The 12,292-nt window shown below is 50.2% G+C and carries 11 protein-coding genes; 7 read left to right on the forward strand and 4 right to left on the reverse strand.

The genetic code is table 11. The features are described from left to right. Positions 1 to 103: 103 nt before the first annotated feature. Positions 104 to 1,807, reverse strand: a complete 1,704-nt coding sequence (locus JW883_09735; GenBank protein MBN1842544.1) for a glutamine--tRNA ligase/YqeY domain fusion protein — start codon at positions 1,805 to 1,807, stop codon at positions 104 to 106. A 223-nt stretch (positions 1,808 to 2,030) separates the two neighbouring features. Between JW883_09735 and JW883_09740 the strand changes: the two genes are divergently transcribed. The 7 genes from JW883_09740 to mutL all read left to right on the forward strand — a co-directional run bounded on the left by JW883_09740 (position 2,031) and on the right by mutL (position 9,097). Beyond that, positions 2,031 to 2,633, forward strand: coding sequence for an HAD-IIIA family hydrolase (locus JW883_09740; protein MBN1842545.1), 603 nt, complete (start codon positions 2,031 to 2,033; stop codon positions 2,631 to 2,633). An 81-nt stretch (positions 2,634 to 2,714) separates the two neighbouring features. Then, entirely contained in the window at positions 2,715 to 4,391 is a 1,677-nt protein-coding gene (locus tag JW883_09745; protein MBN1842546.1) for an arginine--tRNA ligase, read from the forward strand. A 16-nt stretch (positions 4,392 to 4,407) separates the two neighbouring features. Next, the gene (locus JW883_09750; protein ID MBN1842547.1) at positions 4,408 to 5,106 is read left to right on the forward strand and encodes an SPOR domain-containing protein; all 699 of its coding nucleotides are present in this window, start codon (positions 4,408 to 4,410) and stop codon (positions 5,104 to 5,106) included. Between the two features lie 43 nt (positions 5,107 to 5,149). Further along, on the forward strand, positions 5,150 to 5,437 hold the full coding sequence (gatC, locus tag JW883_09755) for an Asp-tRNA(Asn)/Glu-tRNA(Gln) amidotransferase subunit GatC (GenBank protein ID MBN1842548.1): 288 nt from the start codon (positions 5,150 to 5,152) through the stop codon (positions 5,435 to 5,437). A 27-nt stretch (positions 5,438 to 5,464) separates the two neighbouring features. After that, positions 5,465 to 6,922 carry an Asp-tRNA(Asn)/Glu-tRNA(Gln) amidotransferase subunit GatA gene (gene gatA / locus JW883_09760; protein MBN1842549.1) on the forward strand — a complete coding sequence of 486 codons (1,458 nt, stop codon included), beginning with the start codon at positions 5,465 to 5,467 and terminating at the stop codon, positions 6,920 to 6,922. 99 nt (positions 6,923 to 7,021) lie between these two features. After that, a complete protein-coding gene (locus JW883_09765) occupies positions 7,022 to 7,198 on the forward strand; it encodes a hypothetical protein (protein MBN1842550.1) in 177 nt (58 codons plus the stop codon). Between the two features lie 162 nt (positions 7,199 to 7,360). After that, positions 7,361 to 9,097 carry a DNA mismatch repair endonuclease MutL gene (gene mutL, locus JW883_09770; protein ID MBN1842551.1) on the forward strand — a complete coding sequence of 579 codons (1,737 nt, stop codon included), beginning with the start codon at positions 7,361 to 7,363 and terminating at the stop codon, positions 9,095 to 9,097. On the opposite strand, the gene JW883_09775 is transcribed toward mutL, so the two are convergent. The 3 genes from JW883_09775 to JW883_09785 all read right to left on the reverse strand — a co-directional run bounded on the left by JW883_09775 (position 9,081) and on the right by JW883_09785 (position 12,164). Further along, positions 9,081 to 9,719: a hypothetical protein gene (locus tag JW883_09775; GenBank protein MBN1842552.1), complete on the reverse strand. Its 639-nt coding sequence runs from the start codon at positions 9,717 to 9,719 to the stop codon at positions 9,081 to 9,083. The genes mutL and JW883_09775 overlap by 17 nt on opposite strands. Positions 9,720 to 9,867: 148 nt before the next feature. Further along, a complete protein-coding gene (locus tag JW883_09780; protein MBN1842553.1) occupies positions 9,868 to 10,440 on the reverse strand; it encodes a hypothetical protein in 573 nt (190 codons plus the stop codon). An 845-nt stretch (positions 10,441 to 11,285) separates the two neighbouring features. Then, the gene (locus JW883_09785; protein MBN1842554.1) at positions 11,286 to 12,164 is read right to left on the reverse strand and encodes an HDOD domain-containing protein; all 879 of its coding nucleotides are present in this window, start codon (positions 12,162 to 12,164) and stop codon (positions 11,286 to 11,288) included. Positions 12,165 to 12,292 lie beyond the last annotated feature (128 nt).

A 12,292-nucleotide genomic window follows, 5' to 3' on the forward strand; every position in this document is an offset into this window, starting at 1 on the left:
ATTCGATGCCTGTCGAGAGCCTCAAGGTCGAGCGATTGGACGTTCGATGTTCGATGTTCATTTTTTTGTAACCGTGAACGGTTACAACTCCCCGAAGGGAACCCTATCTCTTCTTCTGCGCTTTTTCGATCTTGGCCCATGAATCGCGCAGTGACACCGTCCGGTTGAATACCGGTCTTTCATTGGAAGAATCAGCGGCGTCGACGCAAAAATAGCCCTGTCTCAAGAACTGGTAACGACTCCCTGGCGCTGCTCCGGCCAGACTTGGTTCAACACGGCACGAAGTTAAGGTCTCCAAGGAGTCGGGATTTAAATCAGTTCCGGGATCAGCGCCATCCTCTACGTCACCGGGGTTTTCTTTTGCAAACAGGTGCCCGTACAGGCGCACTTCTGCTTCAAGGGCGTGCGCAGCCGAAACCCAATGCAACGTTCCCTTGACCTTACGTCCGTCCTCAGACCAGCCACCTCGCGTCTCAGGATCGTACGTACAGTGCACCTCGGTCACTTCGCCAGTCTGATCGTCCTTAACAACATCTACACATTTAACATAATAAGCGTGTTTCAGCCGCACCTCACGACCAGGAGCCAAGCGGAAGAACTTTTTCGGTGGATCCTCGCGAAAATCCTCTCGTTCAATGTAGAGCACGCGTGAAAAAGGGACCTTCCGCGACCCCATGCCGGGGTCCTCCGGATTGTTTACGGCTTCCAGCTCTTCAACTTTTTCTTCCGGATAGTTGTCAATAACCAACCTGAGTGGACGCAACACTGCCATCACACGGGGGGCCCGTTTATTGAGATCTTCGCGGACGCAGTGTTCGAGCAAAGCAACATCGACCATACTTTCCTTTTTGGCCACTCCGATGCGTTCACAAAAGTTTCTGATCGACTCCGGCGTGTAGCCACGTCTCCGCAAGCCCGATAGCGTAGGCATCCGAGGGTCATCCCATCCGTTGACATGTCCCTGTTCCACCAATTTAAGAAGCTTTCGCTTGCTCATCAGGGTGTAGCTGAGATTGAGGCGAGCGAACTCAATCTGCTGTGGATGATGGACGTTGAGTTGGTCAAGAAACCAGTCATACAGCGGGCGATGATCTTCAAACTCCACGGTGCAAATTGAATGTGTGATCCCTTCGATGGAGTCAGAAAGACCGTGGGCAAAATCGTACATCGGATAGATGCACCACTTGTCGCCCGTCCTGTGATGTGTCGCCGTTACGATTCGGTATATGACGGGATCTCGCATATTCAAATTCGGGGATCCCATGTCGATTCTTGCTCGAAGTACGTGGGAACCATCCTCAAACTCGCCTGCCCGCATACGCCCGAAAAGGTCCAGATTCTCTTCCACGGAACGTGTGCGATAGGGACTGTCTTTGCCAGGCTCAGTCAAGGTGCCGCGGTACTCTCTGATTTTCTGTGCGCTCAAGCTGCAAACATACGCCTTGCCATCTCTGATTAACTGCAAGGCGTACTCATATAGCTTGTCGAAGTAGTCTGATGCATAGTAAAGATGATCCCCCCAGTCGAATCCAAGCCATCGAACGTCAGATTTGATCGATTCGATATATTCAACCTCTTCCTTGCTTGGATTCGTGTCATCAAACCGCAAATGGCAAATGCCGCCTTTATTCTCAGCGGCAAGGCCAAAGTTGAGGCAGATCGATTTCGCGTGTCCAATATGCAGATAGCCGTTAGGCTCCGGCGGAAATCGGGTCACGACTCGACCATCGTTCTTGTTTGTCTTCAAGTCTTCGGCGATCATATTGCGAATAAAGTTGGGTGGGGGTGCAAAATCGGTTGTGGTCATGTGCGCGAATCCATTCTTGTCATGAGGGCTCTGCTCAATTCTTTTTGAAAGCTTGGTTTTCTTTTAAATCAAAAGGCAATGTTTTTCAAGGGGTTCGCATTTCCATTCTTACCTGGAAAGATGCTTGGACCAGTAGGACTTTGATTTTGGGAACACAGTCTGTTATAAGCCGTGGTTGGACGGGCAAGGCGCAATATGACAAAATAAAGAGGGCCGAACACCTATGACAAAAAAAGTTGGATTTCTGGAAGAGCCTGGCGGAAAAGAACCGGTGAGGACCCCTTCCGTGCTCAAGCGCCTCAATGCCAAGGTCCGGGCGCGAGCGGAGCGGGTGAAGTTTCTTATAGTGGATGTTGATGGGGTCATGACAGACGGTCGCCTTTTTTATCACGATGACGGCACGGAATCCAAAACCTTTGATGTACGCGACGGGCACGGGATAAAGATGTTGAAGCATGCAGGAATAGAGACAGCCATCATTTCCGGCAGGACCTCTCCCTCGGTAGACAAAAGGGCCGCTGATCTGGGGATCTCAGACGTTGTACAAGGCGTGAGGGACAAAATGCCTGTCCTTGAAAAGATCCTGTCTGAAAGGCGCCTCCGGCCAGAGGAAGTTTCCTTTGTCGGCGACGATTTGGTAGATCTATCCGTGATGAACCGCGTGGGTTTTGCCGTTGCCGTAGCCGATGCCTCAGAGTATCTATTCGATACAGCCCATTACGTCACCCTGGCCCCTGGCGGCAGAGGCGCCGTAAGAGAGGTTGCAGAACTCATCCTTGCGGTTAAGGGCTTGTGGAATAAGGTCGCTGGGCCGTATTTTGACTGATCGGGAAAAAGTCGGTGGGAAACGAGCGCCTGTTTCCAAATCCTCTTTATTGACCTGGACGAGAAGACTAAGACGCAGCTCATGAAAGATATACTCGGGTCCAAGGTGCAGCAAGCGCTAGAATCTGCTTTTGCCGCTGGTGATCTTCGGCCGGTGGATGTCCCATCCCCCATCGTTCTCGAGACCCCCAAGGTCGCGGCCCACGGTGACTATAGTACGAATATTGCCATGACTATGGCCTCAAGGCAGAAAAGACCCCCCAGGGAAGTTGCAAACATTATCATCCATCATATTGAAAACTCCGATCAACTGTTTTCAAAGATAGAGGTTGCAGGGCCGGGTTTTATAAATTTTTTCATCTCCCGGGACAAATGGTTCGAGGTTCTAATAAATGTTCATGACAAAAACAAGGCCTATGGCGCCTCCAAAATCGGGCAAGGAAAACGCGTTCACGTCGAGTTTGTCAGCGCTAATCCCACTGGCCCTCTCCACGTGGGCCACGGACGTTGTGCGGCCGTGGGCGACACGCTGGCGGCAATATTGAGAGCGGCAGGTTACGACGCCAAAACAGAGTACTACGTTAATGACTCTGGTCGCCAGATATCTACCCTGGGAAAATCCGTATTTTTCCGGTATCGACAACTCCTGGGCCACGCGATCGAGTTCCCAACAGATGCCTATCAGGGAGGCTATATCAAGGACCTGGCAAAAAAGCTTCTTGTTAAGGAAGGCAACCGCCTGTTGGAGCTTCCGGAGGAGGATGCCATAGGAATCTGCGCAAGATTTGCAGGCAATGAAATCCTTGCAGGGATCAAAAACGACCTGGACGCATTTAACGTCTCCTTTGACCAGTGGTTCAGCGAACAGTCTCTGTTTGATTCAGGGTCTGTCCAGGCGGTAATTGACGACCTTAAGAGCCAAGATGTCATCTATGAACACGAGGGGGCCATGTGGTTTCGTACGCGGGACTTTGCTGATGAAAAGGACCGGGTTGTCGTTCGGACCAATGGGCAAACTACCTACTTCGCCTCAGACATTGCCTACCATAAAGCCAAGCTAGAAAGAAAATTTGACCGGATTATTGATATCTGGGGCGCAGACCATCATGGTTATGTATCCAGAGTTTCCGCTTCGATTCAGGCCCTGGGCTATGACAAGCAAAAGGGTGCGTTCATCCTTGTGCAACTGGTCAACCTTCTGAGGGATGGCAAGCCCGTGGCTATGTCAACACGGGCCGGCGAGTTTGTTACCCTAAAAGAGGTCATGGATGAAGTAGGTCGGGATGCGGCACGTTTCTTGTTCCTGATGCGTGACTATAACAGCCCGCTGGATTTTGATCTTGAGTTGGCCAAGAAACAATCAAATGAAAATCCTGTGTACTATGTCCAGTATGTCCATGCCCGGATCTCAAATATTCTGAGAAAGGCCGAGGAGCGGGGTTACAAGAATATTTGCTGGCATGAGGGCTTCTCCAGTCTCATCAGTCTGCCCGAGGAAATTCAACTGATCAAGCTTATGGGGCGCTATCCGGAGGTCGTGGCTCAAAGCGCCCGGCTCATGGAACCTCACCGGATTCCATTTTACCTGCAAGAACTCGCAGGGGCCTTTCATGCCTATTACCATGATCGCAACAAACATCAGGTCGTTAGTGATGATGCCGGGTTGTCAGCGGCAAGGCTTTTCCTTGTATCCGCCATTCGAATTATAATAAAAAACGGACTCGCCCTAATGGGCGTATCAGCGCCGGAAATTATGTAAAAGGTCTCGCCTCATTATGAGCCAAAAGACAACGCCACCTAAGAAGCCGAAAAAAAAGAGCACAGGGGAAAAGAGCCGGTTCGCCTTTCAACTGACCCGAAAAGAGCTTTTTCTTTGGCTGGGGGTTGCTTTCCTTGCCATGGTGTGGATGTTCACCTTGGGCGTTATTGTGGGTCGTGGAATTTCGCCAGTGCGTTTTGATGTAGAAAAGCTCAAGAAAGAGCTATTGGCCCTAAAGGAAGATGCCCTCACGGGGAAGGAAGGCGCTAACAAAGCGGGGGTGAATGCTACGCCCGACAAAAGACATCTGGGTTTCTACGACGTCCTGACCGACAAGAAGGAAGAGGCCAGGTTGAAATCTCTGCCAAAGGCGCCGCCGCCGGCAAAAAGAGAGATCGCTCGCAGACCGGAGTCGAAAAAGCAGCAGAAAGTATCTGAAGCCAATAAGCAAAAGCCCTCTTCAGCAAAAGGAGAAACCCCTGCCAAGTCTTTCACCCTGCAGGTAGCGTCTCTAAAGGACTCCGCGGGGGCAAAAAAGCTGGTTTCCGACCTTCAAAGCAAAGGCTACGGCGCTTACGCGCTCACGGCTCGTCTGAACGGAAAAGGGACCTATCACAGGGTCCGCGTAGGCCATTTCAAAGATCTCAATGAGGCCAGGACGATGGCTACACGGCTCAGACACGAAAAGCTTGAGCCGATTTTCATACGCGAATAAAAACATAGTAACTGAAGTCGACGTTCAACGGGGATTTATTGTCATGAAGATTACCAAGGAAGTGATTGCTCATGTGGGAGAGCTTGCCAGACTGCACTTAGATGATGCCGCTGTTGAGCTTTACACCAGGCAATTGGGAAATATCCTGACATATATGGATACCCTGAATCGGCTCGATACAAAGGGCGTATCGCCGACCTCCCATGCCATTTTCATCAACAATGCCTTTCGGGATGATGAAGTCCAACCCTCCATGCCTGTGGAGCGTGCATTGACCAACGCACCGGAGTCTGAGGATGGGGCCTTTGTTGTCCCGAAGATAATCAAGTAATTCCTATCACGGAAGGCAGGCCCTTGCATGGACCCCTATAGACTGACAATACACGAAGCGAGCAAATTGCTAAAGAGAAGAGAAATCAGTTCCGTTGAGTTGACCTCAGCGGTTTTTGACCGAATCGAGGAAGTCGAGAATAAGATTTCCGCATATCTCACCTTGGTCAAGGATAGGGCCATGGCTGAGGCTGAAACTGCAGATAATGTGATTGGACGTGGCGAGGGCAGACCCCTTACCGGTATCCCCATGGCAATCAAAGATCTTCTTTGCACAGAAGGAATCAGGACTACCTGCGGATCCAAAATATTGGCAGATTTCGTCCCAACGTATAGCAGCACAGTCGTAAACAAGCTGAAGGACGCTCACGCGGTCATAGTAGGCAAAACCAATCTCGATGAATTCGGCATGGGCTCTTCAAACGAACACTCGGCATTTATGTTAACTCATAATCCGTGGGACCTGACAAGAATTCCCGGAGGTTCAAGCGGGGGCTCGGCAGCGGCCGCAGCGGCCGACGAATGTATCGGAGCCGTTGGAACGGATACAGGGGGCTCTATACGACAGCCCTGTTCTCATTGTGGCGTTGTGGGCCTGAAACCGACATACGGCAGAGTGTCTCGTTTCGGACTTGTGGCTTTTGCCTCGTCTCTTGATCAGGTGGGCCCCATTACCAAGGATGTAACTGACTGTGCCCTCCTCATGAATGAGATCTGTGGCTACGACTCCGTGGATTCCACGTCTGTTCCTCACCCGGTTCCTGACTATACTGAAGCCCTGCGGTCCGGGCTCAACGGAATTGTGGCCGGGATACCCAAGGAATATCATGTTGAAGGTCTGAATCAAGATGTGTCACAAGCTATCGGCAATGCAATCAAGGCGCTTGAGGGGCTTGGATTGGTCTGCAAAGACGTTTCTCTTCCCCATACAGAGTACGCTGTGGCGACCTACTACCTCATAGCGCCTGCTGAAGCAAGTTCAAACCTGGCTCGCTACGATGGCGTGAAGTACGGGCTTCGAGATGCCGATTCCGGTGATTTGATGGACATGTACCGAAACACGCGGTCAAAAGGTTTTGGACCGGAAGTGCAAAGACGGATTATTATCGGCACCTATGCCCTGTCAGCAGGCTATTATGAGGCTTATTACGGAAAGGCGTCCCAAGTCCGCACCCTTATTATGCAAGATTTCAAGAAAGCCTTTGAAACCTGCGATGTTTTGCTCACGCCTGTGGCTCCCTCGCCTGCTTTCAGACTCGGAGAAAAACTTGACGATCCCCTGTCGATGTATCTCTCTGACATCTTCACACTGCCTGCCAGCCTGGCTGGAATACCAGGTCTTTCTGTCCCGTGCGGGTTCAGCAGGGAGGGGCTTCCCATCGGGTTGCAGATCCTGGGCAAACACTTTGACGAGGAAAAACTCATCAGAGTGGCCTACAATTTAGAACAGGCAACGGATCACCACAGCAGAAGACCGAAGCTGTGATTTGCCGTTCGCCATTTGTCTTAAGATATACGGATTTTGGCGCCTGTGGCTTTTACTAAACATAAGCGACCAATAACTGACAACAGAAGGGGGTACACCATGACTATTCAGCCTGAAGGTGAGGATCTGAGAAAGGCAACAAAATGGATATCAGACGAGCGCCTCGATAACCCAGGGGCAAATCTGACTAATTTGGTTGAACAGGCATGTGCCAGATTTGACCTGCCACCCAAGGATGCCGAATTCCTTCTGCGCTTTTTTGCCAAGAAGGACTAAGGGTAACAGGGGGCCACATCACAGCTCGTTTCCGTAGCCCTGTTTTTCATAGGACGCGATGTCATTAACTTAAGGACAATTCTCCCCCCTTTTCTAAAGAGGGACCGGGGGGATTTTCTGGAACTGCCTAAAATCCCCGAATCGCAAAGCGATTTCATCAAGATGGCACGGATAAGAATTCTTCCTGAAATACTCTCCAACAAGATCGCTGCAGGCGAGGTGGTGGAGCGTCCGGCCTCCGTGGCAAAGGAGCTCATAGAAAACGCCATTGATGCCATGAGTACCCAGGTCACCGTGGAAGTAAGAAAGGGTGGACGGGCCGTCATTAAAATCTCAGACAACGGGATTGGCATGGAGCGCGATGACAGTCTCCTTTCCTTGGAACGCTATGCAACCAGCAAGATCTATGATGAAAAAGGCCTTTTTTCCATATCCACCCTCGGTTTCAGGGGAGAAGCCCTTCCCAGCATTGCCTCTGTCTCAGACATGGAGATTGTCACCAGGACCGAGTCCTCTGATGTGGGCACCCGAATTGTCATGAAAGGCGGACAGATCAAGCAAGTGTCTGAAGTCGGAGCCGCTAAAGGGACCATGATTACGGTCAGCCGTTTGTTTTTCAATACTCCAGCCAGACGGAAATACCTGAAAACTGACCAGACCGAGATGGGCCACATCAGCGATACTGTTACGCGTATGGCTCTGGCTTGGCCCGGCATACACTTTAAATTTTACCACAACGCAAAGGCCCTGGGAAACTGGAGTCCCACCTCAACTCCTCTTCACCGCATAATCGAGATCCTGGGAGGCGGCTTGAAAGATAAGCTGTTTGAGGTAGACTACAAGAGCGACAACCTCAGCGTCAACGGGTTCGTCGCGTCTCCACAGATCACCCGAACAACTTCCCGCGGGCAATATGTATACGTGAATGGTCGCTTCGTTCGAGACAAGGTGCTCTATCACGCCATCATGGAAGGCTATGCCGGGCGCCTAATGAAAGGAAACTTCCCGGTGGTCGTGCTCTTTCTGAGACTGCCCCCGGATCAGGTAGATGTAAACGTTCATCCTACCAAGAGTTCGGTCCGTTTCGATGCTCCTGGCCGAGTTCATTATGCAATTGCAAGGGGCATAGCCGCAACACTCAACACCTCAAGCCGGCAGGCCTGGGGAAAGCTGCCTGCGCCCGAAGGTGTTCACAAGCCCCGGCGTTACACGATTTTTCCACCTCATGGCCAGATCAGCGAACCCATGCCCGAAGCCCTGCCAAAGCCCTACAGCGCCCCCCTTCATGCCCAGCCACGATTGTGGGAGGAAAAGCCTTTTGCTTCCCTCAGGGTCATTGGGCAGCTCCGCAACACCTACATCGTATGTGAATCCGAAGAGGGTCTGGTCCTCATCGATCAGCATGCCGCCCATGAACGGGTGGTTTTTGAATCCCTCAAGGCTGCCTACGAACATTCAAGGATTGCCACCCAGGGCCTGCTTATCCCTGAACGACTGGAACTGAGCCATCGAGAAGCCGGTATCTTGGACACCCTGCTGAAAGACCTGGGTGAAATTGGCGTGGAAATAGAACCCTTCGGAGGGAGGACTTACTTGATCAGGTCTGTTCCGAACATCCTTGCCAGCAAGCCTGCTGAGCCCCTTGTCATGGAAATAATCGAAAAGATGGCTGACATCGGACTTGCCTCCGGCCTCCTCCGTGCGGTGGACGAGTGTCTGATCATTATGGCCTGCCACGGGGCCATTAGGGCCAACAAAAGGCTCTCAGATGAAGAAATGAAAACGCTCCTGAAACAACTGGACACCATCGAACATCCTACCCATTGTCCCCATGGTCGCCCAACCATAATCTCAAAGACCCTGCGGGAGATCGAAAAGGACTTCAAGCGTATCGTATAGCCTTGGCTCTCTTCGCCCCCCTTGCCTGCGCCTTTACCCTCAACAGCCCGGGACTGTTGTGAAGATACATGAGGCTGGAGGGATATCCCTTTTCAATGAAATATGTTTCCAGGTCATCAAAAAGTACGGGGCGGCTCGGCCAGGTGTATCTTTTTTCTCTGCGTTTCAGTCTTTCCCATTCCCTCAGCGCCCGGGGCTCTTTGTCAAAAACCGCATTTCTGGCATGTTCGCAAAGAAACATCTCACAAACGATGGGCTTTACGCGCCATAGGCAACCCTTTTTTCCAAGGTACACACATTTTGAGCTCACGTTTGGCACACTGAGGACCTGAAGTAGCCCATCAATTTCTTGCTCCGGAGACACCAAAACATTGATCATCACATCAGCAAAAAAAGTAGTAATCCCTTCACGACTGCAGCATGCGCTATATTGGTTCTGAAAACACGTCTCGGTGCATAGCTCAGAAAAATGGCGTCGCAAAAACGAGTCCACGTCCTTTCTGAATCCAAGATACTTTCCTATCCTTGTCCTCAGGCTTGCCATTGCCGAGGCAGGAAGCGTTTTGAGGTGATCCCGCACCACAGCAATGGCATCTGATTGTTCCCGGTGGTATTCATTCATTCTTTAAGCGTTCCCACACCCCAGTGAGCTCCGATCTCCATATTCGGATATACAAGAAGACTGACTGGAAAACTAATATCACACTACGGAATAACTGCTAACTGCACAGGTCGCAAAAGTTGAATTGAATTATTTCTTCGAAAAAGAGCTAGTTCAGATCTTTGTCCTTCCAATATTTCGTTCCGGCTATCGTTGCTTGCAGAGCCACCCCGGCTTCTGTTAACTGATAGATAGCAATGCCGGTTTCAACATATGCTTCGCCACCAACAGCGCCACCTTTTTCCCCGGATTTGGCAGCAGCATCAGCCTGCGCCCCAAATTCCCAGCCTTTCTCGACAAATTCACTTAATACTCTCTTGTTCTTGAAAAGAAAAACTACCCTGAAGTCTTTTACACCCAACCCCAGGCCAACACCTACTGATCTCATTTTCATATAGGTTTTCTGCCCTGTCGAATTGTCAACCACAACCCCGTAGCCACTACCACCGGCAAGCAAAAATATGTGCGTGCCTATGTTGCTAAAAACTCCGTACCCAGCAGCCTTCTTGATCATGGCTTTTGTTTCTGGTTTTTGCGCGTACAGTTTGGCCAGCGTCTTTTCTCTCATTTTCAGGACATAATCCCTTTGTTCCTGTTTTGTCACTCCCTTTGGAGTAGCACAACTCACTAGAAATCCAGTGGTTACAAACAATAGCAGAACTGTCAAACATCGGTTTCTCATAGCCCACGTCCTTCGGTTCATTTGTAATCCATCGTCTTATTCTGAAGTTGTGTCGTCCTCTTCTTCAACCTGTTTGTCCTTACTCAAGCTCGGGGCCTTCTTCTCAATTCCTGGAGGAACATCGGAGTGCCAGCCTTTCTTTTCCCCTTTGTCTCAACCAGGGGGCCTATCGCTACCACGCCCCTTACCCTTGCCTTTGGCAAAGGCAGCCGAACTAACCAAGAAAAGCGACAAGACCATTACTACAACCCAACATGTTATCAGCTTTTGCATCATCTGCTCCTTCCTTGATTGATACGCAGAACAGCAATATTGCCTTTGTTGGTAAGAATGTATAGGTTGGATACGATATCACAGCTCTTACAAACTGGAAAGCTCAGAAACATATTAGCCCCGCATTACCTCACACCAACAGTCTTCTATGAGATTGATTTAACTGACCTTTGTGGGGGAACCGTCATGAACGGATCCCATCTCATCGAAGCCATGCAACTGGACAGAATCATTATATGTATTGAACGGGCTGATGTACTTAAGGAGATGACATGGAAGAAAAGACAAGGATCGGGATAATCATTTGTGACCGCTACCGCAGGCGTGCGGGCGGTAACTGTTTCAGATCATACCGGAACAGGGAAAGTGCGTTTAGCCTGTGACTAATGCACAAGTGTTACGCATCTTCTCAAGGCGAACGCCGCAACACACGAAAATTCCAATATTATCTCTATTTCGTGCTTTCAATCTTTCGTGTTTTGCGGCATGCGCCTTAGGAAGAGGCGTGATTATCTTTTAGGTGTTTTGCCAAAAAAACCACGAAGTTCATAAGTAACGAACTAACATGAAACTCAGTGGAACTGGTCCGTAAATCGTTCCACTTCAACTCTCAATTCGTAGATGTCTCCCATCATGGTCATAAACTCTGGTTCTCCGCAGTCCAGAGTTGACCTCACCGCAGAAGCTATCTCTTGCTTGGTGTCGTTGTTCAGTTCATCGGTGGACAGAACCGTCAGCAAATTCCCAAGGCAGATCATCCGTCGAAAACGTGCTGATGAATCCTCTTTATCGATGTCTGTCAGATCTTTTAAGGTATGACACTCGCAGGCGCGCCTGATGTGACCTGGCAACCTCCAGTGGTCACACAAGAGTGTGCCAAAAAAGCCGCTCGAAGGTAATGAGTAATGCTTTTCTGCCTCAAAAAACAAACGGCCCTCTTTATTGCAAAACAACTGAAGTGTCTTGTAATGATCAGGAAAGAACTTGAGGTAGACCAGCTTGCCGATGTCATGCAAGATGGCTGCAGACCATAATTCCTCAAAGGAGAGGTGGGGTTCGTATCTCTTGGCCAGATATTTGGTGCAAAGGGCAGCATAAAAAGAATGGAACCAAAACCTCTTGAGCTCCTCCTCCTTATCTATGGCCAATGTGTTGACCACAGATAGTGAAAGGACCATACGATAAATCTCGTTGAGTCCCAGAAACGCAATTGCAAATTTTACCGCTGTCATCTCCCTCGACAGTCCAAAATAGGCCGAGTTAGCAACTTTGAGCACCTGGGCCGCCAGCGCCGGTTCGCCGCTGACAAGCTCGGCCACGTTTGCCATGTCCGCATCACCGCCTTCGATCAGATTCTGAATCTTGCTTACCACCTCTGGCAAGGCGGGAAGCGCAAAATGCTCACGAAGAAATGTTCTTGGGTCAATCTCAATGGGGGCTAGTCCGGTCATAAGCTCATCATGCCAAAAAAGTTCCTTCTTTCCTTGACAGTTTGCAGGACAACTAACGCTGAACTGCATTTTATATGCCAACTGGAACGGCCCAACTTGGTATAATCATGAATATCTGGCCACGATGC

It is taken from the genome of Deltaproteobacteria bacterium (assembly GCA_016930875.1).
Lineage (GTDB): Bacteria > Desulfobacterota > Desulfobacteria > Desulfobacterales.